This is a genomic window from Streptomyces sp. NPDC052107 (assembly GCF_040680215.1).
Classification (GTDB): Bacteria; Actinomycetota; Actinomycetes; order Streptomycetales; family Streptomycetaceae; genus Streptomyces.
The window spans coordinates 188,112-214,186 of the sequence record NZ_JBFAWG010000006.1 but is presented as its reverse complement, the minus strand read 5'-3'; the positions used below and the strand labels follow the sequence as shown (position 1 = coordinate 214,186).

At 72.2% G+C, this 26,075-nt stretch carries 24 protein-coding genes and 3 tRNA genes; 17 read left to right on the top strand and 10 right to left on the bottom strand.

The features are described 5' to 3' along the window. The 6 genes from AB0M27_RS09215 to AB0M27_RS09190 all read left to right on the top strand — a co-directional run bounded on the left by AB0M27_RS09215 (position 1) and on the right by AB0M27_RS09190 (position 5,293). The gene (locus tag AB0M27_RS09215) at positions 1–1,107 is read left to right on the top strand and encodes a hypothetical protein (protein WP_365719692.1); all 1,107 of its coding nucleotides are present in this window, start codon (positions 1–3) and stop codon (positions 1,105–1,107) included. Further along, a complete protein-coding gene (locus AB0M27_RS09210; protein WP_365719544.1) occupies positions 1,098–2,687 on the top strand; it encodes a hypothetical protein in 1,590 nt (529 codons plus the stop codon). The genes AB0M27_RS09215 and AB0M27_RS09210 overlap by 10 nt, the downstream gene beginning before the upstream one ends. Beyond that, positions 2,684–4,021 (top strand): AAA domain-containing protein, encoded by a 1,338-nt coding sequence (locus tag AB0M27_RS09205; protein WP_365719542.1) that lies wholly within the window; start codon positions 2,684–2,686, stop codon positions 4,019–4,021. Before AB0M27_RS09210 ends, AB0M27_RS09205 begins: the two co-directional genes overlap by 4 nt. A gap of 125 nt (positions 4,022–4,146) precedes the next feature. After that, positions 4,147–4,515, top strand: a complete 369-nt coding sequence (locus tag AB0M27_RS09200; protein WP_351808705.1) for a hypothetical protein — start codon at positions 4,147–4,149, stop codon at positions 4,513–4,515. A 135-nt stretch (positions 4,516–4,650) separates the two neighbouring features. After that, positions 4,651–5,229, top strand: coding sequence for a bifunctional DNA primase/polymerase (locus AB0M27_RS09195; protein WP_365719690.1), 579 nt, complete (start codon positions 4,651–4,653; stop codon positions 5,227–5,229). Further along, positions 5,220–5,293: transfer RNA gene (locus AB0M27_RS09190), tRNA-Lys, on the top strand. The genes AB0M27_RS09195 and AB0M27_RS09190 overlap by 10 nt, the downstream gene beginning before the upstream one ends. 171 nt (positions 5,294–5,464) lie before the next feature. Here AB0M27_RS09190 and AB0M27_RS09185 read toward each other — a convergent pair. Then, the gene (locus tag AB0M27_RS09185; protein WP_365719540.1) at positions 5,465–6,718 is read right to left on the bottom strand and encodes a M6 family metalloprotease domain-containing protein; all 1,254 of its coding nucleotides are present in this window, start codon (positions 6,716–6,718) and stop codon (positions 5,465–5,467) included. Positions 6,719–7,042: 324 nt separating this feature from the next. On the opposite strand from AB0M27_RS09185, the gene AB0M27_RS09180 reads away from it, so the two are divergent. After that, positions 7,043–8,851, top strand: coding sequence for a bifunctional diguanylate cyclase/phosphodiesterase (locus AB0M27_RS09180; protein ID WP_365719538.1), 1,809 nt, complete (start codon positions 7,043–7,045; stop codon positions 8,849–8,851). Here the strand turns inward: AB0M27_RS09180 and AB0M27_RS09175 are convergent. The 3 genes from AB0M27_RS09175 to AB0M27_RS09165 all read right to left on the bottom strand — a co-directional run bounded on the left by AB0M27_RS09175 (position 8,830) and on the right by AB0M27_RS09165 (position 11,555). After that, positions 8,830–9,945: an LLM class flavin-dependent oxidoreductase gene (locus AB0M27_RS09175; RefSeq protein ID WP_365719536.1), complete on the bottom strand. Its 1,116-nt coding sequence runs from the start codon at positions 9,943–9,945 to the stop codon at positions 8,830–8,832. The two genes, AB0M27_RS09180 and AB0M27_RS09175, sit on opposite strands and share 22 nt — an antisense overlap. 75 nt (positions 9,946–10,020) lie before the next feature. Beyond that, positions 10,021–10,758 carry a decarboxylase gene (locus AB0M27_RS09170; RefSeq protein ID WP_365719534.1) on the bottom strand — a complete coding sequence of 246 codons (738 nt, stop codon included), beginning with the start codon at positions 10,756–10,758 and terminating at the stop codon, positions 10,021–10,023. Further along, on the bottom strand, positions 10,755–11,555 hold the full coding sequence (locus AB0M27_RS09165; RefSeq protein WP_365719532.1) for a decarboxylase: 801 nt from the start codon (positions 11,553–11,555) through the stop codon (positions 10,755–10,757). Before AB0M27_RS09165 ends, AB0M27_RS09170 begins: the two co-directional genes overlap by 4 nt. 161 nt (positions 11,556–11,716) lie before the next feature. On the opposite strand from AB0M27_RS09165, the gene AB0M27_RS09160 reads away from it, so the two are divergent. Together AB0M27_RS09160 and AB0M27_RS09155 are read left to right on the top strand one after the other, a co-directional pair. After that, entirely contained in the window at positions 11,717–12,667 is a 951-nt protein-coding gene (locus AB0M27_RS09160; protein WP_365719530.1) for a D-2-hydroxyacid dehydrogenase, read from the top strand. Between the two features lie 24 nt (positions 12,668–12,691). Then, the gene (locus tag AB0M27_RS09155) at positions 12,692–14,107 is read left to right on the top strand and encodes an amidase (protein WP_365719528.1); all 1,416 of its coding nucleotides are present in this window, start codon (positions 12,692–12,694) and stop codon (positions 14,105–14,107) included. Positions 14,108–14,119: 12 nt separating this feature from the next. Here AB0M27_RS09155 and AB0M27_RS09150 read toward each other — a convergent pair whose 3' ends face one another. Then, positions 14,120–14,614: a DUF3830 family protein gene (locus AB0M27_RS09150; protein ID WP_365719526.1), complete on the bottom strand. Its 495-nt coding sequence runs from the start codon at positions 14,612–14,614 to the stop codon at positions 14,120–14,122. Between the two features lie 47 nt (positions 14,615–14,661). On the opposite strand from AB0M27_RS09150, the gene ehuB reads away from it, so the two are divergent. The 6 genes from ehuB (at position 14,662) to AB0M27_RS09120 (ending at position 18,867) form a co-directional block, all read left to right on the top strand. Further along, on the top strand, positions 14,662–15,588 hold the full coding sequence (gene ehuB / locus AB0M27_RS09145; protein ID WP_365719524.1) for an ectoine/hydroxyectoine ABC transporter substrate-binding protein EhuB: 927 nt from the start codon (positions 14,662–14,664) through the stop codon (positions 15,586–15,588). After that, positions 15,585–16,304 carry an ectoine/hydroxyectoine ABC transporter permease subunit EhuC gene (gene ehuC / locus AB0M27_RS09140; RefSeq protein ID WP_351808737.1) on the top strand — a complete coding sequence of 240 codons (720 nt, stop codon included), beginning with the start codon at positions 15,585–15,587 and terminating at the stop codon, positions 16,302–16,304. The genes ehuB and ehuC overlap by 4 nt, the downstream gene beginning before the upstream one ends. After that, complete coding sequence (gene ehuD, locus AB0M27_RS09135; protein WP_365719521.1) at positions 16,301–16,951, top strand: ectoine/hydroxyectoine ABC transporter permease subunit EhuD; 651 nt, start codon at positions 16,301–16,303, stop codon at positions 16,949–16,951. The genes ehuC and ehuD overlap by 4 nt, the downstream gene beginning before the upstream one ends. Further along, positions 16,941–17,723, top strand: a complete 783-nt coding sequence (gene ehuA, locus AB0M27_RS09130) for an ectoine/hydroxyectoine ABC transporter ATP-binding protein EhuA (protein ID WP_365719519.1) — start codon at positions 16,941–16,943, stop codon at positions 17,721–17,723. Before ehuD ends, ehuA begins: the two co-directional genes overlap by 11 nt. A 215-nt stretch (positions 17,724–17,938) precedes the next feature. Continuing rightward, positions 17,939–18,697: an IclR family transcriptional regulator C-terminal domain-containing protein gene (locus tag AB0M27_RS09125; RefSeq protein ID WP_365719517.1), complete on the top strand. Its 759-nt coding sequence runs from the start codon at positions 17,939–17,941 to the stop codon at positions 18,695–18,697. A 96-nt stretch (positions 18,698–18,793) separates the two neighbouring features. Further along, positions 18,794–18,867: transfer RNA gene (locus AB0M27_RS09120), tRNA-Lys, on the top strand. 56 nt (positions 18,868–18,923) lie between these two features. Here the strand turns inward: AB0M27_RS09120 and AB0M27_RS09115 are convergent. From AB0M27_RS09115 to AB0M27_RS09095, 5 genes are all read right to left on the bottom strand, one after another. Next, positions 18,924–20,561, bottom strand: coding sequence for a long-chain-fatty-acid--CoA ligase (locus tag AB0M27_RS09115; RefSeq protein WP_365719515.1), 1,638 nt, complete (start codon positions 20,559–20,561; stop codon positions 18,924–18,926). A gap of 39 nt (positions 20,562–20,600) precedes the next feature. Continuing rightward, positions 20,601–21,065 (bottom strand): DUF3592 domain-containing protein, encoded by a 465-nt coding sequence (locus AB0M27_RS09110; RefSeq protein WP_365719513.1) that lies wholly within the window; start codon positions 21,063–21,065, stop codon positions 20,601–20,603. 118 nt (positions 21,066–21,183) lie between these two features. Beyond that, positions 21,184–21,789 carry a lytic polysaccharide monooxygenase auxiliary activity family 9 protein gene (locus tag AB0M27_RS09105; RefSeq protein ID WP_365719511.1) on the bottom strand — a complete coding sequence of 202 codons (606 nt, stop codon included), beginning with the start codon at positions 21,787–21,789 and terminating at the stop codon, positions 21,184–21,186. A 141-nt stretch (positions 21,790–21,930) separates the two neighbouring features. Beyond that, on the bottom strand, positions 21,931–23,082 hold the full coding sequence (locus AB0M27_RS09100; RefSeq protein WP_365719509.1) for an SPFH domain-containing protein: 1,152 nt from the start codon (positions 23,080–23,082) through the stop codon (positions 21,931–21,933). A gap of 353 nt (positions 23,083–23,435) precedes the next feature. Next, the gene (locus AB0M27_RS09095) at positions 23,436–24,806 is read right to left on the bottom strand and encodes a peptidoglycan-binding protein (RefSeq protein WP_365719507.1); all 1,371 of its coding nucleotides are present in this window, start codon (positions 24,804–24,806) and stop codon (positions 23,436–23,438) included. Between the two features lie 186 nt (positions 24,807–24,992). On the opposite strand from AB0M27_RS09095, the gene AB0M27_RS09090 reads away from it, so the two are divergent. Together AB0M27_RS09090 and AB0M27_RS09085 are read left to right on the top strand one after the other, a co-directional pair. Then, positions 24,993–25,066 (top strand) — tRNA-Lys (locus tag AB0M27_RS09090). Positions 25,067–25,276: 210 nt separating this feature from the next. Next, entirely contained in the window at positions 25,277–26,059 is a 783-nt protein-coding gene (locus AB0M27_RS09085) for a FadR/GntR family transcriptional regulator (RefSeq protein ID WP_365719505.1), read from the top strand. Positions 26,060–26,075: the final 16 nt, after the last annotated feature.

Genomic DNA, 26,075 nt, shown 5'->3' with positions numbered 1-26,075 from the left:
CTGCGCGGTCCCGACGTACCGGCCAAGGCCCTGGACGCGCGCGCCCTCGCGGCGCTCGCCGCGAACCCCGGGTGCGCGCGGCGGGCGATCCTGGACGGCGCCGGGGTGGACAAGGCGCGGCTGGCGACCGCGCTGGGCGCGCCGTCCGGGTTCGGGCAGTCGCAGTTCGCGCTGACCCGCGGGAACGCGTTCGAGGCGAAGGTGAAGGCGGACGGCGGCGCGGAGCTGCTGCGGCTGGCGCACGCCCGCCTCGACCCGGGCGCCGAACCGCCCGAGGGCGCCGCCGTGCCCGACCTGACCGCACACGGCCCCGAGGGGCGTACGGCCCGTACCTCGCTGGCGCTGCGCGAGGCCACGCGGGCGGGCGGCTGGACCCTGCTGGACCACCCGATGCTCGCGCTGGACGTGGCCGGCTCGCTCGCCTTCCTGGAGCCGGACGCGGTGGTGGTGCACCCGGACGGCAGCTGGTCCGTGGTGGAGATCAAGTCCTTCCCGATGCTGGACGGTTCGGCGGACCCGGCGAAGGTCGGCGCGGCGGCCCGGCAGGCGGCGGTGTACGTGCTGGCCCTGGAGGAGGTCGCCGCGCGCCTGGAACCCACCCCTGTCGTACGGCATCGGATCCTGCTCGTCTGCCCGAAGGACTTCTCCAACCTGCCCGCGGCCTCCGCCGTCGACATCCGCAAGCAGCGCGCGGTCACCGCCCGCCAGCTGACCCGGCTCACCCGGATCGAGGAGATCACCGAGCCCCTGCCCGAGGGCACGTGCTTCGCGCCCGACCGGAGTGCCGAGGAGCTGACGGCGGCCGTGGCGGCGGTCCCGGCGACGTACGCGCCCGAGTGCCTGTCCGCGTGCGAACTGGCGTTCCACTGCCGGGAACGCTCCCGCGAGGAGGGTGCCGTCACCCGTCTGGGCCGGCCGTTGCGCGCGGAACTGGGCGGTCTGACCACGGTCGAGGACGTCCTCGCGGCGGCCCGCGGCGAGCAGGGCGACCCGGCCGATCCGGCGGTCGCGGCCCTGCGCAGGGCGGCCGCCCTGCGCGCAGAGGCGCTGGCGAGCGCGGAGGCACTGGCGGACGCGGCCCACCGGGAGGTCGCCCCGTGTCCCTGATCGCCACCCTCGCCCGGCTGGAGGCAGTCAGCAGCGGCCGGGCCCAGCCCGCCGCGACCGTCCGGCACCGCCATCTGTCGACGCGCCCGCTGGTGTTCGTACCGCTCACCACCGCCGGTGAGGCGGGCGCCCCGCTCGGCGCGCTGGTCGGCACCGACCGGGACGCGCCGCGCCTGCTGGTCGTGCCGCAGCCCCGCGACCGCGACCTGCGTTTCTCCTTCCTCGCCGACCTGGCCGATGTCGTCCTGCCGTACATCGACTCCTACGCCGAGTCCGTGGAGGCGGCCGAACGCACCGAGACCGACCCCGAGACCGGCAAGCGGGTCAAGGTCGAGGTGGAGCTGTGCGCGGACGCTCCCCAGCTGATCGTGCCGAGCCGCGCGGGCCTGGACTTCGTACGGCTCCTCGGCCGCTCGATGCGGTTCCGCCGGACCGCCGAGCAGGAGCCGGAGGCCCCCCATCCGGCGCCGCCCCGGGTGCCGCTGCTCGGCCGCTGGCTCACCCACTACGGCGAGCGGTCCCGAGTCCCCGGCTCCTCCCTGCTGCTCGCGCTGACCGATGTGCTGTCCCGGCACTGGGCGACCGGCCAGTCCAGCCTGGAGGACCAGCACTTGGGCGCGCTGCTCGCCTGGATAGACCCTCCGGAGGGCACTTGCGGCGCCGAGGCCGCGCGCCGGGCCGAGCTCGCCAGGGACGCCGCCGGGCAGTTGCTGTGCCCGCCGGCCGGACCCGCCACCGACCCGGCGTTCGACAACAAGCTGCTGGCCCCGGCGATCGAGCGCTACGACCGTGCCCGCACCGCACTCGCCGCCGCCGAGGACGCCCTGGCCGCCGACGACCGGCTGGCCGCGCTCACCGCGGCCGAGCGGGAGATCCGCGACCTGGTGGAAAGCCGCACCCGGCCCGCCTGGGACGCGGTGTGGCGGGGCCTGGACCTGCTGCGGGCGCTGCCGGAGGGGGCGCATGTCGAGGAGCGCTGGACCCGGGACCGCTGGTCCTTCACTGGGCACCGCGACCGGGTGCTGGCGGGCGAGCCCCCGCAGCCGCGCCGGGACGACGCGGTGACGGCGGCGAACAAGCTGGCCACGCGCGAGCGGGAGCAGGCCCGTCTCGATGCGCAGGAGGCGCTGGACGACCCGCTGGTGATGGCGGGGCGGCGGCTGGCCGGGGAGGCGTTCGCGGGCGAGGTGACCGATGTCGTCATGGCGTACAGCGAGGGCAAGCGGCCGAGCCCGCGCCCGCTGGTGACGGTCCGCACGGACGACCGGCCGCATCTCGCCGAGCGGGCGAAGGCGTACCGCTCGCTGGGCGGCAAGCCGCAGTCGGCGGAGTTCGTCGGATACGAGGCCGAGGGTGTCCTCGTCCTGCGCGTCCTGGACAAGATGGGCCGCGGCAAGGAGCCGGAGCCCGGTTCGGTGCCGGAGAAGGGCGACCGGATCTGCTTCACCCTCTTCGAGCACGAGCAGCGCGGCGGCGCGAAGCTGCCCGACCCGGAGGAGACCCCGTGGACCCACGGCGGCCCGCCGGGTGGGGCCGTCCAGGAGGCCGCCGATCCCATCACCGAGGAGGACGTGCTGTGACGACGGTCGACTTCGACCCCGGAGCCGCTGCCGCCCACGCCACCGACGCGATCCTCCACGACACCCTGCACGGCACCGAGCGCGGTGTGGTCGTGGACTCCCCGCCGGGCGCCGGCAAGTCGACGCTGGTGGTCCGCGCGGCCCTCGAACTGGCCGAGGCGGGCCGCCCGTTGATGGTGGTGGCGCAGACGAACGCCCAGGTGGACGATCTCGTCCTCCGGCTCGCCGAGAAGAACCCGGACCTGCCGGTCGGCCGCCTCCACAGCAGCGACACCGACCCGTACGACAAGGCGCTGGACGACCTGCCGCAGGTCCGCACGTCGGCGAAGGCGGCCGACCTGAACGGCCTGCCGGTGGTCCTCTCCACGGCCGCGAAGTGGGCGCACGTCAAGATGGACGAGCCCTGGCGGCACGCGATCGTGGACGAGGCGTACCAGATGCGCTCGGACTCCCTGCTGGCCGTGGCGGGCCTGTTCGAGCGGGCGCTGTTCGTCGGCGACCCCGGTCAGCTGGACCCGTTCGCGATCGTCGGCAGCGAGCAGTGGGCGGGCCTGTCGTACGACCCCTCGGCCTCCGCCGTGACCACCCTGCTGGCCCACAACCCCGGCCTCCCCCAGCACCGCCTCCCGGTCTCCTGGCGCCTGCCCGCCTCGGCGGCTCCCCTGGTGTCCGACGCGTTCTACCCGTACACGCCCTTCCGCAGCGGCACCGACCACGGCGATCGCCGCCTCACCTTCGCGGTCCCCTCCGACGGCTCCGGCCCGGACCAGGTGATCGACGAGGCGGCGGAATCCGGCTGGGGCCTGCTGGAACTGCCCGCCCGGCACACCCCGCGCACGGACCCGGAGGCGGTGCGGGCGGTGGCGACGGTCGTACGCCGGCTGCTGGACAGAGGAGGCGCGGCGGTCTCCGAACGCGCGGACGATCCCGCTCCCCTCACCGCCGACCGCATCGCCGTCGGCACGGCCCACCGCGACCAGGCGGCGGCGGTGCGCGCGGCGCTCGCCGAGCTGGGCGCGGCCGACGTCACGGTGGACACCGCGAACCGTCTCCAGGGCCGGGAGTACGACGTCACGGTCGTCCTGCACCCGCTCTCCGGCCGCCCTGACGCCACCGCCTTCCACCTGGAGACCGGCCGCCTGTGCGTCCTGGCCTCCCGGCACCGCCACGCCTGCATCGTGGTCTGCCGCGCGGGCGTCGGCGACCTGCTGGACGACTACCCGTCCACGGAACCGGTCCAGCTCGGCACGCTGGTGAAGTTTCCGGACGGGTGGGAGGCGAACCACGCCGTCCTCGCGCATCTGGCGGAACACCGGGTGAGCTGGCGACCGTGACCGGATCATCGGGTTCCGGCCCCCGGCGAGAACCGGCCATGACGGCCTCTTGCGGGGGCGCGGGACAATGGACGGTGGCCCCCTGAAGGCGGTGCCCAGCGAAGCGTACGAGGAGGAGACAGGACATGGCGGAGCCCACGCCGCGTCGTAACGAACCGCGGCTACGCCCCGCGCCTCTGATCTTCGAGCCCGCGGAGGCGGCCGGCGATCCCGAGCACTTCTTCGACCTGGAGTCGATCGAGGATCCGCGGGCGCTGCTGGCCCGGGCCACGGAGCTGACCCAGGCGTTCCGCGCGGCCGCCGACCGGGCCGTCGAGTTCCAGGCCATCGCCGCGGCCCAGCTCGCCGACCCGCGCCGGTTCGACCGGCTGACCCCGGGGGACATCGCCGAGCGGGCGGAGTGGACCGAGGACTACGCGAAGAAGATGGTCGAGTTCGGCCGGGACCTGATGCGGGGGAACGCCGAGGGGCGGGCGTACCCCGATCCCGTGTGAGCCCGCGGCCGCGTCAACCGCAATCCCCTGAGTAACCCGCCTGGCATATGCCAGGCGGGCAAGATACTCCTCCCCCACCGTCTCTGTCCCGATTTTCGGCAACTCAGAAGAACGGCCCGCTCACACCCGGTACATCTGGGTGGCATGAGCAGCACACCGAACGCCACCCGAGTCACCTCCGACGGCGTCACCTGGCTCGCCTCGGCGGGCACATACCCGCGGAGCACGCTTGCCCTCTGGGAGGAGCGTCCGGACGCCCCGGTCGTCCTGCCCTGCGGCACCGTCTTCGACGTGGTGAGCGCCCCGGCGATCTTCGGCCGCCGGATGCTGGACCGGCTGTGGGACGACGGCCCGGGCTCGGGCCCGGTCGCGGTGTTCCGGGGCCGCGTGCTGCTGTTCGCCGCGCCGGGCACCGCCCAGCGGCTGCCCTCGCTGCTGGCGTGGGAGGAGTGGGGCTCGAACCGTACGGAGGCGGTGCCGCCGCTGCTGTGCCACGGCACGGGCGACGCGGTGACCGTCCCGGCGCCGGCCGCCTGCGACACCCCCGGCGAGTCCCGCTGGCTGGTCGCCCCGGACACGCGTCACCCCTGGCTGCCGGGGCCGGAGGTCGTCCTGTGGGCGGTCGTGCGGGCGGCCCGCGCGGCGGTGCGGATATCGATTTTTCCTCCCGCCGACCAGGATGCTAAGGTCTACGACGTCAGCAGGCGCCGCTAGCTCAGTTGGTTAGAGCAGCTGACTCTTAATCAGCGGGTCCGGGGTTCGAGTCCCTGGCGGCGCACGATGGCGATGGCGAGGCATGTCCGCAGAATGCGCGGACCGCCTCGCCATCGTTGTTTTTGCGCGGCTGCGCCGCGCGCTGTGGGGGCTTCGCCACCCACACCCCCATCAGGCCGGCCCCGTGACCGCAGGCCGTCAAGCGCAGCCGCCCAGTGACCGTGGGCCCGGAAGGTCAGCCGGTGACACCCGGCGTGATAACGACCGTCCACGCCCCCGAAGCCGTCCTCCCCTCCACCTCCACCCGGACCCCCTCCCCCGGCACGGTGAAGCTCTCGCCGAGGTCGACCGGGGCGTCGGCGAGGGGTGGGTAGACCGAGTTCTCCCAGCAGGCCTCGGTGTGCGGGTGGGCGTCGACGACCGCCACCGGGCCGCCGCCGGACGCCGCTCCGCTGCTGATCCGGTACACCAGGACACCCTGCCGGCAGGTGGCCCGGTCGTTGCCGGCCGCACCGCGCACCTCGAAGCCCAGGGCGCTGTCGGGTCCGGTGCGCACGATCGCCAGCTTCACCCCGTGCCCGAGACCGAAGGACGGGGCGCCCGCCGCGCCCTGCACCGGGATGCCGGGGCCGGCCTCCAGCGGCTCCAGGGTCAGCCGGGTCGGCCGCGCGCCGCGCACGCACACCACCTGGCGCGGATCCAGCCAGCCCAGCTTCCACTTGTGCCAGGCCAAAAGGTCCGGCGACAGGCCGAACTGGCTGCCCATCAGGTCCCAGTCGCCGACGTGGGTGTCCCAGTCGCCCTTGCCGTCGACGGGACGTCGGTAGAGGTCGGGCAGGTCGAACACGTGGCCGGTCTCATGGGCGAGGACGAGGCGGTCCGGTGGGTGCTTCTCGAAGACCGTGACCACCCTGCGGATGTCGGTGCCGTCCACGTGGACGGGCGCGTCGAGGCTCACGACCTTCGTGGCGTCCGAGTCGACGCCAGGCGCGTCCGGGTCGGCGACGAAGTACACGACCTGGTAACGGGAGAAGTCGACCGCCTTGTCGGCCACGGCGAACGCGTCCCGGATATAGGCGGCCCGGTCGTCCACGTCCCAGTCCCGCCTTATCGCGTACGCCGTGGACGGACGGGGCATCCGCAGCCAGTGCCCCAGCGGGTGCGGGCGGAGGGTGAACCTGCCGTAGGAGGCCTGCTGGTAGAAGCGGCTGGTGGCCGGGAAGTGGTCGGCGGCCAGCTCGGCGGGGCTGGTGCGCGGGGTGGCGTCCGGGAAGGAGAGGAACACCATCACGGCGTCGAGCGCGCCGGTCGGGCGGTGGTAGTCGGCGTTCCAGGTGTCCACGCCCTCGGAGTGGTGGGCGTCGGTCCGGTGCAGGGCGCAGGGGACCGTGGAGAAGGGCTCGGCGGACGACCGGCCGCCGAGGATCGACGTCGCGGCGAGCGCCGACAGCGTGGTGCACACGGCGGCGGTGCTGCGCAGCTTGTGCACGGGCTGACCTCCGGACGCGGTTCACGGGACCCGCATCCAGATTGCTGGTATTTGTAGAATTATGCCCTGTTCATCTGCACCACAAGGGTGAGTGCGCCCTCGGTGCGCCGGCGCGCTCCGGCGCCCGACACCCCGAGCCACTCACGGAACGTCACAACTGGTCGGAGGTCCCAAGAACCCGTCCAGGTGCGGGCAGAAACGATCTGTCAGAAACTGTGCTCCGTCCGGGACACTGGAGAGTGGCTGGAAGGGCCCGGGGCCAGCCTCTATGATCGGCACACTTTCCGGCACGGACATCGATCGAGTGCACTGCGGGAGCGAGCGGTGAGCGGAACGTCCGAAGGGCCGACGCCCGCGGCAGACCTCGACCGGTCAGCCGTCACAGACAGTGACCACACCACCTACCACCGTGTCTTCGCGGCCGCCCCGCTCGCCATGGCCGTCGTGGACCGCGCCGGACTCGTCGCCGGCGCCAACGCGGCCTTCGGCGAGCTGCTCGGCACCGATCCGGACACACTCACCGGGCGGGTCGCCGCCGACCTCGTCGACCTGGCCTCGGACGCCCGCAGCTGGCACGCCTACCGCGAGGTCCTGCGCGGCCGGCAGGCGAAGCTGCGCTGCACCCGCCGGCTGAAACACCCCGAGGGCCACTCGGTGTGGGTGCAGGTCACCGTCGCCCCGCTGACCGGCGGCGAACCCGGCGTGCTGCTCTCGGTCGCCGACATCAGCGCGCGCCGCGAACTCCAGGCGCGCTTGCGGCACTTGCAGATGCACGACCCGGTTACCCGGCTGCCCAACCGCACACTGTTCTTCGAGCGGCTCACGGCCGCGCTGGAGGCGGAGTCGTACGAGCAGAGCGGCACCGGCCGGATCGGCCTGTGCTACCTGGACCTCGACGGCTTCAAGGCGGTCAACGACACCCTCGGCCATCGCGTCGGCGACCGCCTGCTCGCGGCCGTCGCCGAGCGCCTGACCCGGGTGGCCGACGAGGCCGGCTACGCCCGCGCGGTGACCCCGCTGGTGGCCCGGCTCGGCGGCGACGAGTTCGCGCTGCTCGTGGAGGACTCCACCGGCACCGAACAGCTCGCCGATCTCGCCGAGTCGGCGCTCAAGGCCCTGGAGGAACCCTTCGACCTGGCGGGCCAGCGGCTGTCGTTGACCGCCTCCATCGGCGTCGTCGAACGCCACGCCGCCGGTACGACCGCGACCGGCCTGATGCAGGCGGCCGATACGACGTTGTACTGGGCGAAGGCCGACGGCAAGGCCCGCTGGACGCTGTTCGACCCCGAGCGCAACGCGCACCTGATGACCCGTCAGGCCCTGTCCTCCACCCTGCGCCCCGCCATCGAACGCGGTGAATTCGCCCTCGAATACCAGCCGTTGGTCGGCATGGAGGACGGGCGCCTGTCGGGAGTCGAGGCGCTGATCCGCTGGAATCATCCTCAGTTCGGCACACTGACGCCGAATCGGTTCATCGGACTGGCCGAGGAGGACGGCTCGATCGTGCAGCTCGGCCGCTGGGCGCTCGCCACCGCCTGCCGCCAGGCCCGCAGCTGGCAGCTGGGCCATCCCGAGGACCCGCCCATCTTCGTCAGCGTCAACGTGGCCGTACGGCAGGTGTGGGACTCCGACCTGGTCTCCGACGTGGCGGAGATCCTCGCCGAGACCGGACTCGCCCCGCATCTGCTCCAGTTGGAGCTGACCGAGTCGGCGGTGATGGGCTCGGCCGGGCGCCCGCTCCAGGCCCTGCAGGCGCTCAGCGACATGGGCGTCCGCATCGCCATCGACGACTTCGGCACCGGCTACTCCAACCTCGCCTACCTCAGCCGGCTGCCGGTCTCGACCCTCAAACTCGACGGTTCCTTCGTGCGCGGCTTCCAGTACGAGGCCGACAAGGACCCCGCGATCGCCCCCAACCCGGCCGACGAAGTCATCGTCGAGGCGATGATCCAGCTCGCCCACCGGCTCGGCATCACCGTCACCGCCGAGTGCGTGGAGACCTCGGCCCAGGCCACCCGGCTGCGCCGCATCGGCTGCGACACCGGCCAGGGGTGGCTGTACTCCCGTCCGGTGCCGCCGGATCGTATCTCCGAACTCCTCGGCGAGCAGACCTACGCGGTCGGCAAGCCGTAGGCGTCCGCGATCAACTCGTAGGAGCGCAGGCGGAGTTCGCCGCGGTGGGCGTGGGAGACGAGCATCAGCTCGTCGGCGCCGGTGCGCTTGTGCAGGTCGTCCAGGCCGGAGCGGACCTCGTCCGCGGTGCCGTGCACGATGTTGGACGTCCAGGAGGTGATGAACTCCTCCTCCATGGGGCTGAACTCGTGCTTCTCGGCCTCGTCCGGATCGGGGAAGAGGCCGGGCCGGCCGGTGCGCAGCCGGAGCATGTTCAGGGCCATCGCCCGGGTCTGGCGGCGGGCCTCCCGCGCGTCGTCGGTGGCGAGGGTGGAGACACCGATCAGGGCGTAGGGCTCGTCGAGGACCGCGGAGGGGCGGAAGGTCTGCCGGTACAGGTCCAGGGCCGGGATGGTGTTCTGCGCGGAGAAGTGGTGCGCGAAGGCGAACGGCAGGCCCAGCATGCCGGCGAGGCGGGCGCTGAAGCCGGAGGAGCCCAGCAGCCAGACCGGCGGGCGGTGCGGGGACTGGACGCCGCCGGGGGAGGTGGCCTGGACCGGGCCGGGGATGGCGTGGATACGGCGGTAGGGGTGCCCGTCAGGGAAGTCGTCGTCCAGGAAGCGGGTGAGCTCCGCGAGCTGCTGCGGGAAGTCGTCGGCGCCCTCGTTCAGGGTGTCGGTACGGCGCAGGGCCGCGGCCGTGGCGCCGTCCGTGCCGGGGGCCCGCCCGAGGCCGAGGTCGACGCGGCCCGGCGCCAGCGCCTCCAGCGTGCCGAACTGCTCGGCGATCACCAGCGGGGCGTGGTTGGGCAGCATGACACCGCCCGAGCCGAGCCGGATGCGCTCGGTGTGGGCGGCGAGGTGGGCGAGGATCACGGCGGGCGAGGAGGAGGCGACACCGGGCATGGAGTGGTGCTCGGCGACCCAGTACCGGTGGAAGCCGCGGGCCTCGGCGAACCGGGACAGCGCCACGCTGGTGCGCAGGGCGTCGGTGGCGGTGCTGCCCGCGCCGACGGTCACCAGGTCCAGTACGGAGAGGGGGACGGGGGCGGTCCCGTGCGTGGTGCCCCGGATCTCGTCCGTGCCCCGGATCTCGTCTGCCTCGTCTGCCGACACGGTGTGGCCTCCTGTTTGTGGCGTGGGCTGTCCTGGCCCACTAACAGGAGGCAGTCTCCGCTTATTCCCGTACGCCTATTCCCGCACCTGGACCAGGGGCTCCCTGGTGAACAGCGTCCCCAGCGACGGCGCGTTCACCCGGCGGTCGGCCAGCCTCAGCCCCTCCCACACCGTCACCTGGTTCGCCGTGAGCACCGGCTTGGACAGCGACTTCTCCAGCAAGGACACATGCGCGGCCGTGTGCAGGGCCGTGTCCGGGAGCAGTACCGCGTCCGCGTCCGGGACGTCGGCCGCCCTGGCCAGCGTCAGCACGTCCTCCTCGCCCCACGTGCCGACCTCCGCCGCCGTGATGATCCCCGAGGACCGCATCCCGGTCACCTCCAGGCCGCCGGCCCGCAGAAAGTCCGCGAACAGCGCGGCGACGTCCTCCGGGTAGGTCGCGCCGACCGCGACTCGCCGTACCCCGATCTCCCGGGCCGCGTGCACGAAGGCGAAGGACGTCGAGGACGCGGGCATCCCGGCCAGCCGGGCGAGCGTGCGCACCTGGTCCTGGGCGCCCTCCCAGCCGTGCACGAAGCCGCCGCTGGTGCACGCCCACACCACCGTCTCGGCTCCGGTCAGCCGCAGGCTCTCCATGCCCGCTCCGAGCCGCTCGGCGGAGCCCATCTCGCGCAGCGCCCCCACCCGGTGCGCGTCCTCGCCGATGTCGGTGTGGACCAGGTCCACCCGGATGTCGCTGCCCAGGAGCTGCTCGATGCGTGGATAGTCGTCCTCGGCGGAGTGGCCCGGGTAGAGGAATCCGAGTGCGGTCATGTCCAGCCTTCCTGCGTCTCTTCCGGCGTCTCTTCCGGCAGTGCGGAGGGCCAGGCGCGCGCCGACTCGTCCAGCAGCGCCTGATAGGGCCCCACGGCTCGGGTACCCAGTCGGCGCAGTGCAGCCCATATCGTGACCTGGTTGGCAGAGAGCACGGGGATGCGCAGCTCGGCCTCCAGCTGGGGGATCACGTCGTACGTCGGAAGGTTGGTGCAGGAGATGAAGAGCGCGTCGGCGGTGCCGTGAGGCACCGCCTGCCGGGCCATGGCGACGACGTCCCGGTACGGCACCCTCCAGATGTGCCGGGTCAGGCCCATGAAGGCGCACCCGGTGACCTCCACGCCGGCCTCGGCGACGAAGTCCTCCAGCGCCCGGGTCACGGACACGGTGTACGGCGTGACCAGCGCGACCCGTCGTATCCGCAGCTCCTCCAGCGCCTCCAGCAGCGCGCCGGAGGTGGTCACGGAGGGCGGCGCGCCAGCGAGGCTCATCGCCGCGCGCATCGCCCGTTCCCCGGCGGCCCCGCCGACGAAGCTGCCGGAGGCGCAGGCGTAGGCGACGACCTCGGGCGCGACGGCGGTCAGCGCACGCACGGCGTCGCCGAGGGTCTCGTGCTCGCTGACCAGCCGGGCCAGGTCCAGGCTCACCTCGACCGGCACGAACGGGGTCCGGGTCAGATGGAGCGACACCTCATCGGGCACCCAGCGCCACAGCTCGCGGTCCAGGGCGAAATCGAAGGGGGCGACGACTCCCACACCGCGCTGGGGGCGGGGGCCGCCGAGAAAGGAGACGTCCATCGATGGCACCGGCCTCACGCTGGGAGACGAGTGGGCAACGCATCGCGAATGCGCCCGTGTTGACGAAGGTAGGTTCGGGTGCGAGCGTGGTCAATCCGCGCACAATCCGTACATGTCAGCGCGCATGATCCGCGCACGTCGGACGCTCGGAGCCGCCCCGTATGACGACCCTGCCGACCCTCCTGGTGCTGGACGCCGACCCGCCACCGCGGCTCGGCCGGCTGACCGGCCGCGCCCGGATCGTGCACACGGACGCCGCGCACCTGGCCGAGCGGCTGCCGCAGGCGGACGTGCTCCTGGTCTGGGACTTCACCTCGCACGCGGTCCGCGAGGCCTGGCCCGGGGAGGGCCCCCGCCCTCGCTGGGTGCACACGGCGAGCGCGGGCGTGGACCATCTGATGGGCCCGGAGCTGGCCGCGTCCGACACGGTGGTCACGAACGCCCGCGGGATCTTCGACCAGCCGATCGCCGAGTACGTGGCGGCCCTGGTACTGGCGGTCGCCAAGGACCTGCCGCGCACCCTGGAACACCAGCTGGAGCGGACCTGGCGGCACCGGGAGGGCCGGCGGGTGGCGGGCACGCGCGCGTGCGTGGTCGGCTCGGGCCCGATCGGCCGGGCGATCGTACGCACGCTGAGGGCCCTCGGTGTGACGACGGCCCTGGTCGGGCGGGTGCCGCGGACCGGCATCCACGGGCCGGCCGACCTGGACCGGCTGATCTCCCGCGCGGACTGGGTGATCGCGGCTGCGCCGCTCACCGAGGAGACGCACCGCATGTTCGACCGCCACCGCTTCGGCGTGATGCAGCCCTCGGCGTTCTTCGTCAACGTCGGCCGCGGTCAGCTCGTCGACGAGGACGCCCTCGCCCACGCCCTGACCCAGCGCTGGATCGCCGGCGCCGCACTGGACGTCTTCACCACCGAGCCCCTCCCCCCGGACAGCCCCCTGTGGGACCTGCCCGGCCTGCTGGTCTCCCCGCACATGAGCGGGGACACGGTGGGCTGGCGGGACGAACTGGGCGCGCAGTTCGTGGAGTTGTACGAGCGGTGGGCGGCGGGCAGATCACTGGTGAACGTGGTCGACAAGAAGCGCGGATACGTCCCCGGCCACTGACCGCCCGGACCTCTTGGAGGGTGCATGCAGCTCACCGACCTCACCGCGGTACAGCTCCTCGACGGTTACCGCAAGGGCGAGTTCAGCCCCGTGGAGGCGACCGGACAGGCCCTGGAACGGGCGCGCCGCATCCAGCCGGAGGTGAACGCCTTCGTACGCCTCACCGAGGAGGACGCGCTCGCCCGGGCCCGGGAGTCGGAGGAGCGCTGGCGGCGCGGTGAGCCGGCCGGGCTGCTCGACGGGGTGCCGGTGACGGTGAAGGACATCCTCCTCCTGCGCGGCCACCCGACCCTGCGCGGCTCCAGGACGATCTCCGAACAGGGCAGTTGGGACGAGGACGCCCCCTCGGTGGCCCGGCTCCGCGAGCACGGCGCGGTGTTCCTGGGCAAGACGACGACACCCGAGTTCGGCTGGAAGGGCGTGACGGACTCCCCGCTGTCCGGGATCACCCGCAATCCCCACGACCACTCCCGCACCGCCGGCGGCTCCAGCGGGGGCAGCGCGGCGGCCGTGGCGCTGGGCGCGGGCCCCCTGTCGCTGGGCACGGACGGCGGGGGCAGCATCCGCATCCCGGCCGCGTTCTGCGGCGTCTTCGGGCTGAAGCCCACGTACGGCAGGGTGCCCCTGTATCCGGCGAGCGCGTTCGGCACGCTGTCCCACGCGGGCCCGATGACCCGGGACGCGGCCGACGCGGCCCTGCTGCTGGACGTCATCGGCGCGCCGGATCCACGCGACTGGTCGGGCCTGCCGGCCGCGCCGGGATCCTTCAGGGAGGCGCTGAGGGGCGGCGTGCACGGCCTGCGGGTGGCGTACTCCCCTTGCCTCGGCGGCCAGGTCGCGGTCCGGCCGGCGGTCGCGGCGGCGGTACGGCGGACGGTGGCCCGTCTGGCCGACCTCGGCGCGTACGTGGAGGAGACCGACCCGGACTTCAGCGAACCGGTGGAGGCCTTCCACACCCTGTGGTTCAGCGGCGCGGCCCGGGTCACCGAGCGGTTCTCCCCGCGCAAACGGCAGCTGCTGGACCCCGGCCTGCGGGAGATCTGCGTGCGGGGCGCGCGCTACAGCGCACTGGACTACCTCGCCGCGGTCGACGTCCGCATGGACCTCGGCCGGCGCATGGGCCGCTTCCACGAGCGCTACGACCTGCTGGTCACCCCGACCCTGCCGCTGACGGCGTTCGAGGCGGGCGTGGAGGCGCCCAGGGGCTCGGCCCACCACCGCTGGACGGGCTGGACGCCCTTCACCTACCCGTTCAACCTCACCCAGCAGCCCGCGGCGACCGTCCCGGTGGGCACGGACGCGGACGGCCTCCCGGTGGGCATGCAACTCGTCGCCGCCCGCCACCGCGACGACCTGGTACTGCGGGCGGCGCACGCGCTGTACGAGGCCGGGGTGGTGTCGGCGCCGACGGTCGCCGCCGGCCGGGCGCCGGGCGTGTGAGGCCCAAGCCACTCACGCCCGCCGAAACGCCAGCGTCTCCCCCGCCGCCCCGCTGCGCCACAGGTCGTTGCAGGCCTCGGCCATCGCCTCCAGCCCCTCCACCACCTGACCCCACACGATCCCCGGCACCCAGCCCACGTCACCGTTGAGGAGCAGGTTGTTGCGCTCGTAGAACAGGGCCAGGTCGACCACCGTGGTGCCGGGGCGGACCTCGCGGTCGTAGCCGTAGGCCTTGGTGCCCAGCTCGGTGCCGGCGAAGGAGAAGTAGCAGAGGTCGCCAGGAATCGGGGTGACCGTCGGGTTCTCCAGTGGGGGTTCCGTGGAGGCGAAGGGCGGGAAGAGGGCGTAGATCTCGTTGCGCGCGTATTTCGCGTGATAGACGTCACTCACCAGCGGGAGCGCGTCCCATACCGCCGCGCAGGTCAGGGGCGCGCGGTCGGCCAGCAGTCGTGCCGTGCAGTGCACGTCCCGCTTCTCGAGCGAGACGGTGACGAATCGATCGGCCATGAAAACAAGGGTGCATAGCCCGGATGCGCTTGGGTAGCCGCGCCGCCATGGCTCCACCACTTGGGAACGACGTACACACATTCCGGCCGGAAATAAGACACACCCGACACACCCGGCGTTCGGTGCTCGGTGGCCTCGCCGCCCTCGGTGTGCTCGGCGCGGCAGGCTGCTCCCGGGTGGCCGCGGCGTCGGGCAAGGAGGGCGGTGACCTGCTCGACCGGCTCCGCGCGCAGGGCGTCGTACGGCTCGGGATCGCCGGTGAGATCCCCTTCGGCTACATCGACAAGGACGGGCAACTCACCGGTGAGGCGCCCGAGCTGGCCAAGGTGATCTTCAAGCGGCTGGGCGTCGACAAGGTCCAGCCGGTGCCCACCGAGTTCGGCTCGCTGATCCCGGGGCTCAACTCGCAGCAGTTCGACGTCGTGGCGGCCGGGATGTACGTCAATCCGGACCGCTGCGAGCAGGTGATCTTCGCCGATCCGGACTACCAGATGCTGGATTCGTTCATCGTCCGGAAGGGCAATCCCCTGGGGTTGCACTCCTACAGGGACGTCGTCGCGAAGAAGGCCAAGTTCGCCACCGGCACCGGATACGCGGAGATCGAGTACGCGGTCGAGGCCGGGTACAAGCAGGGCGACATCCTGATCGTCCCGGACCAGGTGGCCGGGCTGAACGCCGTCGAGGCGGGCCGGGCCGACGTCTTCGCCGGTACGGCGCTCACCACCCGCGAGGTCGTGAAGAAGTCCGCCAAGACGGAGGCGACCCAGCCGTTCGCGCCGCTGGTCAAGGGCAAACCGCACGTCGACGGCGGCGCGTTCGCGTTCCGGCCGACCGAGACCAAGCTGCGCGACGCCTTCAACGTGGAGCTGCGCAAGCTGAAGAAGAGTGGGGAGTTGTTCCGGATCCTTCGGCCCTTCGGGTTCACCAGGGCCGAGATGACCGACCTCACCGCGAAGGAGCTGTGCGGCGGATGACCTCGGGACTGTGGGAACTCGTTTTGAAGGGCGTCTGGACCACCGTCCAGCTGCTGGTGTTCAGCGCGCTGCTGGCCGCCGCGGTGTCCTTCGTCGTAGGCATGGCGCGGACGCATCGGCTGTGGATCGTGCGCTTCGTCGCCGGCTTCTACACCGAGGTGTTCCGCGGCACCTCGGCGCTGGTGATGATCTTCTGGGTGTTCTTCGTGCTGCCCGTCGCCTTCGGCTGGCAGCTGGTGCCGATGTGGGCGGGCACGCTGGCGCTCGGGCTGACCTACGGCGCGTACGGCTCGGAGATCGTGCGCGGCGCGCTGCAGTCGGTCGATCCGGCGCAGCAGGAGGGCGGCATCGCGCTCAGCTTCACCCCGGCCCAGCGGCTGCGGCTGATCCTGCTGCCGCAGGCGGTGCCGGAGATGATCCCGCCCTTCTGCAATCTGCTGGTCGAGCTGCTCAAGGGCACCGCGCTCGTGTCGGTGATGGGCATGGGCGATCTGACGTTCAGCGCGAATCTGGTCCGGCTGGCGCTGCAGCAGAGCGCGGAGATCTACACGTACGTGCTGCTGATCTACTTCGTGATCGCCTTCCTGATCACGCGGCTGATGCGGGGCCTGGAGAAGCGGCTGAAGGCCGGGATCGGCAAGGACGCCGGGACGTTCTCGGCGGCGCGTGAGCTGAAGCGGGCCCAGACGACCGGAGTAGGGGGGCGCGTCGCATGAAGTGGGACTGGAACGCCGTCAGCGAGTTCATGCCGCACTTCTGGGACGGGCTGCGGGTCACCCTGGAGGCCCTGGCCCTCGGTTCGCTGCTGTCCTTCAGCCTGGGTCTGGTGTGGGCGCTGCTGATGCGGACGCCGAGCCGGTGGGTGCGCTGGCCGGTCGGGGTGGTCACGGAGTTCGTGCGCAACACCCCGCTGCTGGTCCAGCTGTTCTTCCTGTTCTACGTGCTGCCCGAGTGGAACGTGACCTTCTCCGCGCTGACCACCGGTGTCTTCGCGATCGGCCTGCACTACTCGACGTACACCATGCAGGTCTACCGGGCCGGCATCGAGGCGGTGCCCCCCGGCCAGTGGGAGGCGGCGGCCGCGCTGAACCTGCCGCGGCGGCGGACCTGGACCGCGGTGATCCTGCCGCAGGCCATCCGCCGCGTGGTCCCCGCGCTCGGCAACTACGTGATCTCCATGCTCAAGGACACGCCGATGCTGATGGTGATCACCGTGCTGGAGATGCTCGGCCAGGCCCGGCTCTTCTCGCAGCAGCACTTCCAGTTCACCGAGCCGGTCACCGTGATCGGTGTGGCCTTCATCCTCATCTCCTATCTGGCCTCCCTTCTCCTGCGAGCCCTGGAGCGACGCCTTGTCCGTTGAGACCCGTCCACAGCCCTCCCTCACCGACGCCCAGCCCACCGAGCTGATCCGCCTGCAGAACGTCACCAAGCGGTTCGGCGCCAACACCGTGCTCGACCGGCTGGACTTCTCCGTCGACGCCGGCCGGCACGTGACCCTGATCGGCCCGTCCGGATCCGGCAAGACCACGATCCTCCGCCTCCTGATGACCCTCACCAAGCCCGACGAGGGCACGATCACCGTCGACGGGGAGCAGCTGTTCCCGGCGCCGGAGAAGCAGGTCCGGGAGGTCCGCAAGAAGATCGGCATGGTGTTCCAGCAGTTCAACCTGTTCCCGAACATGAGCGTGCTGCGGAACATCACCGAGGCGCCGGTACAGGTCCTCGGGATGTCCAAGGACGAGGCCGAGGAGCGCGCCCGGGGGCTGCTGGAGCTGGTGGGGCTGACCGACAAGCGCGACGCGAAGCCCACCCGGCTCTCCGGCGGACAGCAGCAGCGGGTGGCGATCGCCCGGGCACTGGCGATGCGGCCGCAGGTGCTGCTGCTGGACGAGGTGACCTCAGCGCTCGACCCGGAGCTGGTCGCGGGCGTCCTGGACCTGCTCAGGGACATCGCGCGCAGCACCGACATCACCATGCTCTGTGTGACCCACGAGATGGGTTTCGCCCGCGACATCTCCGACCGGGTGCTGATGTTCGACGGCGGCCGGGTGATCGAGTCGGGTTCCCCGGAGCAGATCTTCAACGAGCCGGAGCAGGAGCGCACCCGGGAATTCCTCAGCGCGGTCCTGTGACTCCGGCCCGTGGATCCGGAAGATACCGAGGTCCGGTCGCTGGGTCATGACTTTGGCATATGCCAGAGGATCTGCGCCGCAGTTGGGAGTGGTCGGGCGGGCGCAAGAATCTCGCCAACCCCCTCTCCCCCCACCGGGTTTGCCCGTTATCGTGGTAGCGATCCACCGACCGGATCTCGCGGCACACACAGGCGAGCGAGCGCAGGGGGAACACCGTGGCGCTGATGAACGAGCCGACCGCCCCGTACCACTCCGCCCAGGACGCCCTGCGCGTGCTGGAGACCGTCGCCCGCCACTCCGCCGGCGTCACCGACACCGAGCTGGCCCGCCGCACCGGCCTCGGCCCCGAGCGGCTCACCGCCCTGCTGCTCATGCTGCGCCGGGAGGGCTATGTCGAGCAGATCACCGACGGGGCGTACGTCACCGGCGACACCCTGCGCCGCCTCACCTCCGCGCACGACAGGGAGCGGGCGCTGCGCGAGAAGCTCCAGCACACCCTGGACCGGCTGCGCGACTCGGTCGGCGCGGCGGTCTACATGAGCCGGTACGTCGACGGCGAGGTCAAGGTCACCCAGTACGCCGCCGGGCCCACCACCCCGGCGGTCAACGAGTGGGTCGACTTCCGCACGGCCGCCCACGCCACGGCGGTCGGCAAGAGCCTGCTCACCCAGCTGGACCACAACGCCCGCCGCGACCATCTCTCCCGGCACAAGATGGCCCGCCTCACCTCGCGCACCATCACCAGCGACAAGCTGCTGCTGTCCCGCCTGGAGTCCCAGCCGCCGACCGTGCCGGTCCTGGACCTCCAGGAGTACGCGATCGGCACGGTCTGCGCGGCGGTCCCGATCACGGCGGGCTCGTCGGTGGGCTGCCTGGCACTGTCGCTTCCCGTGGAGCACGCGCACCGGCTGAAGCAGGCGGCGGACACGCTGAACCGCAGCGCGGCCCCGGTGCTGCTCTCGCTGGCGATCTAGTCGGCCGGGGGTGGTCACAAGCACCCCTCCGGACCAGGTAGTATTTTCTTCGTCGCCAGCCGCGGAAGGCAGAAAACCGCAGCGGGCGGGAGTCATGCGCCGCTAGCTCAGTTGGTTAGAGCAGCTGACTCTTAATCAGCGGGTCCGGGGTTCGAGTCCCTGGCGGCGCACGATGACGATGGCGAGCCACGTCCGCAAAAAGCGCGGACCTGGCTCGCCATCTCTGTTATTGCGCGGCTGCGCCGCGCGTTGTGGGGGCTTCGCCACCCACACCTCCTTCGGTATCCGCAGCCATGAGCCTCCGGTACCCGTCCTCCCCCTGTGGCCGCCACCACACCGGATCCGAGCAGACATACCCCTCCCGCCGCAGCAGCGCCCGGTGGATCTTGTTCGTGGCCGTCACCGGCATCCGCTCCACCACCCGCACGAACCGGGGCGCCATCTTCGTCCCCAGATCCGGCTGGGCCGCCAGGAACTCCGCGAAGCCCGTCGGGTCGAAGGACCCGGCGATCGTCGCCATCACCTGGTCCCCGGTCACCGGGTCCGGCACCCCGTACACGGCGACGGCCACCGCGCCCTCGTACCGGGCGACGATGTTCTCGATCATCGCGGCGGCCAGGTTCTCCCCGTCGACACGGATCCGGTCGTCGGTGCGGCCCGCGAAGTACAGATAGCCGTCGGCGTCCCGGTAGAACAGATCACCGGTCCAGTACGCCCCGCCCCTGCGCCGCTCGGCCTCGGCGGCCGGATTCCTCCAGTAGCCCTCGAAGGGATTCGGTCCCCGGTTCACCAGCTCACCTATCGCCTCCTCCCCGTTGAGCAGCCGCCCGGCGGGGTCGAACAGGGCCGGCGGGCACTCGCGCCCGGTGGCGGGGTCGAGCACCACCAGACCGGGCCCGGACGGGCCCACCGCGCCCTGCGGCGTGTCCGGCGCCCACTGGATCGCCGCGCCGCCCTCGGACGAGCCGTACCCCTCCACCAGCCGGACCCCGAACCGCCGCTCGAAGGCCGCCGCGTCCACCGCACCCGCCTCCGTGCCGAACCCGAGCCGCAGCGGGTTGTCGCGGTCGTCCGCACGCTCCTCGGTGGCGAGGACGTACTGGACGGCCCGCCCGACGTAGGTGAAGTACGTCGCCCCGAACCGGCGCACGTCCGGCAGGAACCCGGACGCCGAGAACCGGCGCCGCAAGGCGACGGACGCCCCCGCCGCCAGCGCGGGCGCCCAGTCGGCGATCACCGCGTTGCCGTGGAACATCGGCATGCAGATGTAGTGCACGTCGTCCGCGCGCACCCCGAACTGTCTCACCAGCGCCTGCCCGGCCGCCGCCAGCCGGCCCTGGGAACACAGAGCCGCCTTGGGGGCGCCCGTCGAGCCGGAGGTGAAGTACAGCAGCAGCCGGTCGGCCGGTGCGGCGCGGGACGGGTCGGGCACGGCGTGGGCGTAGGGGGCGAGGAGGGCGCCGTACTCCTCGTCGTCCGTCACGAGGATCCGCACCCCCGGCAGCTCCAGTCCCGCCAGCAGGGGAAGGTGGGCCCGCTCGGTGACCAGGAGCGGGCACTCGGTGTGCAGGATGTCCCGGGCCAGCTCGGGACCCCGGCGGGTGGGGTTGATGCCGGCGACGGCCGCTCCGGCGAGGGCGGCGGCGCCGAGCCACAGCGGGAACTCCTCGGTGTTGTCGAGGAGCACGCCGACATGCGGGACGGCACCCGGTGGCAGCAGGTCGGCCAGGAGTGCCGCGCGGGCGGCGGCGCCCGCGGCGACCTGGTGCTGCGTCAGCGTGCGCTCCTCGCACATGAGCCCCGGCCGGTGGTCGTCCCACCGCGCGGCGACCAGCTCGGCGACCGTGCGCGTCATGGACTCCATGGAGGCGCACGATAACTGACATAGCATCAGATGAGGAGGCTAGGGCAGGAAGCCGTCCGCCATCGAGAAGATCGAGTGGGCGACCGCCATGAAGATGACGCAGCCCGCGATGAACACGCTGAAGAACGCCACCAGGCAGCCGGATTCGGCAGCGAGCCTCCCACGCGCCGGGGCGTGCGCCGTAGCCCGCTCGGGACGCTCGGCCGTGTAGTGCACGGTGACGATGTCGCCCTCGACCCTCGTCCCCGGCCCGTTGCTCTCCTCGAAGCGGACGGTACGGCCCTCGCGGGTGGTGAACTCGTACACGTGGTGGAGCGTCGTGCTCACGGAGGTCTCACCGCCGCCGCTGGTCGTGGTGTACGTCCGCAGGCAGCGCGCCTCGGCCGTCAGCCCGCCGCTCCAGGCCCGGCGCACCTCCCGCGACCGGCGCAGGAGCCTGACCAGGGCGAAGACCGCCAGGGCGATCATGAGCGCGGGCACGACGTAGAAAAGCAGCTCGAACATGAGGTTCCCCCGAGGTCGGTACGCCGCCCCGCTCGGCCGGCGTGCGAGGAACGTACCCGCCGGTAGGGGCGGCTCCCCTCAAGGGAACCTCAGTTTCCGTGCTGTGTCGGAACGGTCCTCAGAAGGTGACGTCCGAACAGGCGTAGAACGCGTTGCCCGTGTCGGCGATCGTCCACACCGCGAGGATGACGTGGTGCCCGCTCAGCCCGGTCGGCAGGGTGCCGCTGTGGCTGAGGGTGGCCGGCGGGCGCTGGCCGTTGTACGGGACCGTCAGGAACGGGGTGAGGTTGAGGTCCGAGCGGGACAGGCCGTGGTTCTGGTTCCAGCCCTGCTTGGTCACGTAGTACTTGAAGTCCGTCGTGGCGTGCTGGGCGGTGAACTGCCAGCGGAAGGTGTACGTCTGACCGCCGGTCACCCTGGTGGTGGGCCAGGCTCCGCCGGACGGGGTTTCCGGCGAGCTGAGCTGGGCGAACCGGCTCAGGCCGCCGTTGCAGAGCTGGCCGTCGGCGGGTCCCGCGGCCGGGAAGCCCTTGGGACCCTCGACGCTCTGTGGCTCGTACTGGATGTCGCCGCAGCCCGTCACCGTGCCGTTGGCGCAGAGCTTCTGCCTGCTGACGGGAAGGTCGGTGTAGCCGTGCCCGCTGGCGCCGCCGGTGGAGAGCGCGAACGCTCCGGCGGTCACCAAGCCCAGCACGACCGCGGACAACTTGGTCCTGGTGTGCATACTGCCGCTCCTGGAGAACGTGGGGAGTTCGGTGAGCTGTGCAGGTGGTGCAGGTAGGTCTAGACCAAGTGTCAGATTATTGCCGTCAGTTGAACATGTCCATACCAATCGCGGCCCGGGCTGCGGCGGCTCCCTCGCGGCTTACAACGGCTCCCCGCGCCCCGCGCAGAAGGCGACCGTCAGGTCCCGCACCAGCACCTTCCGCTCGTAGTCGTCGAGTTCGACCAGTCCGCGCGCGGTCAGCCGGTTCACCGTCTCCTCCACCGAGTCCAGCAGCGAGTCCAGCATGCCGGCCCGCTGCCGGGCATCCAGCTGGGCGATCTGGCGCCGGCGCATCGCGTCGGCGACCTGCGGGGCGTACTCCACCCGGAGCGGCTGCACCGAGAACACCTCCAGGCCGACGGGCGCGGTCTCCTCCGCCACCAGCCGGGTCAGCGCGTCCCCGGCCGCGGGCACCTCGCCGCCCGTGCCGTCCGTCGGCTCCACCGGCTCCACGGGCACCCGGGCCAGCGCCACCTCCACGCACTCGCGCAGATACGTCTCGTGGTCCTCGATGCCGAGCACCGCCCGCGCGGTGTCCCGCATCCGCCACACCACCAGCACCACCACCCTGAGCGGCATCCCGTCGGGATCCGCCGCCGGCATCGCCTCGCTGCGCCAGTGCCGCAGCCGCACATCGACCCGATGGCGCGGCAGCAGCGGGTTCACCCAGAGCAGCCCTGTGCGCCGCACCGTCCCCCGGTAGCGGCCGAACCGGCCGAGCACCCAGGCCCGCCCGGTCCGCCCCCGGGTCAGCCCGCCGAAGCCCAGGATCCCGAGCGCACTGGCCCCGGCGTACGCCGCCCACTGCGCCGGACCGAACCCGGCGCCCAGGGAGGCGGGCAGTCGCAGCGCCTCCACCGCGGCCGGCGGGAGCAGCCCCGCCCACCAGGAGGTGGCCAGACAGCCGCTGATCCCGAACGCCCCGGCCAGCACCCCGGCCGCCCCCGGCAGCACCACCGCCGGGCGCTCCTCCAGGGCCGGGTCGACCTCCGGCAGCGGCCGGCGGCGCACCGGCGCCGGGAGTGCCGGGCCCGGCTGCTCGCCGGTGCCCTGCCGGCGAGTCACCACGGCGGCCTTGAGCGGCACCGTCACCGGGTTCAGCGGGTCGGGGTCGTCGCGGAAGAGCAGATGGACGGGGATCTCGGTGGTCGCCCCGTCGTGAATCAGCCGCTCGGGACGCCCATCCGATTCCAGGGCGCCCTCAGGCTGCCCCTCGGATTCGGGCGGTGTGTGTGACGTGGTCGTACTCATGCGTGCCTCCAGCCTCCGCGCTAGATGTGCCGTGTACAGGGGGTCGGGTCGAATGGACAGGGGGCTCCGGCCGGGGCGGGCCGCCCTTGGGATCGGGAACCGGCTGGTCTCAGGGTCGGGGACCGGCCGCCGTTGAGGACGGAGGCCGGCCCCCTCGCGGTCGAGGACCAGTCGAGTAGGGGATGGATCGCGGCCGAGTGCGGGGTCGGGAACAACTGCCCTGGGGTCGTGAACGGTGCCGCGTGCGGGTGGTCGATCGGCCTGCCGCGCAGCCGGGTGGCCGGTGACGTGGCCGGTTGGTCAGAGGCCGATCGCGCGGCCCGCGGTCCGAAACCGGTCACGCAGCCCGGCGGTCAGAGGCGCGTCACGTGCTCGGGATCCATGCCCGCGAACAGGCGGCGCCAGGTTTCCGGGCCCGGGCAGCCGTCCGCCGCACCGCCGCGCCAGCCCTGGGCACGCTGGAAGGCCTCCACCGCGCGCCGGTCGGCCTCGCCCCAGCGCGGACCGGGTTCGGAGGGGTAGAACCTGCCGAACCCCTTCTCCACCAGTCGGCGGCCCAGCTGCGTGATGTACGCGTTCTCCTCGCCCGGACGGAAGTGGTTCCGGCCCGGATAGCCGGGCACCCCGTGCGACGCGGGGACCCCCGTCGAGACCGGCGCCCCTCGCGAGGCCGGCCGGCCGGGCACTGCCCCCGCGGGGGCGATGTTCTTGCCCTTGCCGGTGATCAGCAGGTCCCAGGTGCGGCGGCCGGGCAGCCCGTCGGCGGCCGGGCCGCTCCAGCCCTGGGCCAGCTGGAAGGCCCGGGTGGCCCGCCGGTCCGCCTCGCCCCAGTTCGGGCCGGGCGCCCGGGTGTAGTACGGGCCACCGCCCCTGGCGATCAGCATCCGGCCGAGCAGGGTGACGTACTTGTTGCCGGCGCCCGGGCGGAAGTGGGCGGCGCCCGGGTAGGGGACCCTCTTCCCCGCCGCCGCCGGCTGTGCGCCCTCCTTGCCGGAGGGCAGGCCCCTGTAGCGGTAGGGGACGTACTTCTCGGCGTTGCTCCAGTAGGGATACGGGGTGGCCCGGCTGCGGGTGCGCGGGGGTGTCTGCTCGTAGACCGTGTAGTAGGTGTGCGTGTAGTCCGTCCAGCCGCCGAAGATCACCACGTGCGAGCCTCGCTCCGGGTTGTCGGGATTGTGGTAGAGCAGGATGTCTCCGGGCTCCAGCTCCTCCTTGGCGATCTTCACGCCGAACTGGTCGAGGCTGCCCGTCCATTCGTTGCCCGGCAGGCCCCAGGCCATGGAGACATAGCCGGAGCAGTCCTGCCGGTAGCCGTCGGACCAGTAGTCGTTCATGCTGTACGGCACCTGAGCGGTCACCCAGACCTTCGCCCGGTTGATGATCTTGGTCCGCGTGGTGGCGGGGATCGCGACGGTGCCCGGCCCCGCCGGTGTGCCCTTGGGGCCGTGCAGTGGGGCCTGGGTGCCCTGAGGGGTGTCGGGCTCGCCGTCGCCGGCGGCGTGGGGGCGCGCCTCGGCGGGGCGGCCGGGGGTGACGGCGCCGGCGGCCGGGGTGGCCGTACCGAGGACGGCGGACGCGGCGGCCACGGCCACGATTCCGCAGGCCGCCGGGCGGGAGCCGGGACGCCCGGACGACAGGCGGGGACCGGCCCGCCGCCCCTGGGCGCAGCCGGCGCAGTCACAGTCGGCGGCGGGGTCGAATTCCTCGAAGACCGGAGCCGTCATGCGATCTGCCTCACATTCCGAGGTGATTTGTCCGCGAGTGTGCACGTTGATCAGTTTCCCAACTGGCCACCGGACTGCCACATTGACGGTCCGAATGATGTACACGCCCCTCCGAGCCGCCGGCTGGTCACCTGGGGATGGTCACAGGCACCCCTGGAGGTCAGGTAGAGTTCTCTCCGTCAGCAGGCGCCGCTAGCTCAGTTGGTTAGAGCAGCTGACTCTTAATCAGCGGGTCCGGGGTTCGAGTCCCTGGCGGCGCACGATGACGATGGCGAGCCACGTCCGCAAAAAGCGCGGACCTGGCTCGCCATCTCTGTTGTTGCGCGGCTGCGCCGCGCGTAGTGGGGGCTCCGTCACCCACACCGCCTGCCGGAAAGCCTCTCGCGAAAGCGGGGGGCCTTTCGCATGTCCGAAAATCACCCCTGTCCGGAACAGGGCCTTCCTCGCGACTGGCCGGATACCCTCTGGCCATGGCAGCCCGGGACCTCCAGGAGCGGATCAAGAAGCTGATCGTCGACCGACGGCTGCCCTCGGGTGCCCCGCTGCCGACCGAGCCCGAGCTGATGGAGTACCTCGGCGCGAGCCGGAACTCCGTGCGCGAGGCCCTGAAGGCGCTGCAGGCGATGGGGATCGTGGAGATCCGGCACGGATTCGGGACGTACGTCGGCTCGATGTCGTTCGCACCCATGATCGAGGGGCTGGCCTTCCGCACCGTCGCCGGGCACTACCGCGGCGAGGACTCCCTGCTGCAGTTGCTGGAGCTGCGCGAGGCCGTGGAGACCGGGCTGGTCTCGCGGCTCGCCGGGCGGCTGCCCGAGGCGGACCTCGTTGAACTGAACGGCCTCGTGGACCGTATGGAACAGGAGGCCGCCGAGGGGGCGGGCCTCGCCGAGACCGACCGGGCCTTTCACGCCACCCTCTACAGGGGGCTGGACAACGTATTGCTGAGCGAGGTACTGGAGGCGTTCTGGGACGCCTTCCACCGGGTGCACCGGGATCTGGTGGACGTGCCGCAGGACCCCAGGGTCACCTGCCGGCAGCACCGGGAGATCCTGGACGCGGTCCGGTCCGGCGACTCACTGCGGGCGGAGGAGGCCATAAGAGATCACTTCGGCAACGTCCGTGTCCGCCTCTCCACCACCGGCGCACCCCGGCCACCCGGGACCACCGGCACACCCCGGCCCTCCGGGACCACCGGCGCCCCCCGTCTCCCGAGCCCCACCCGCGCCACAATGAACGGGTTTGACCGGTAAACACCGCGTTTCGCGT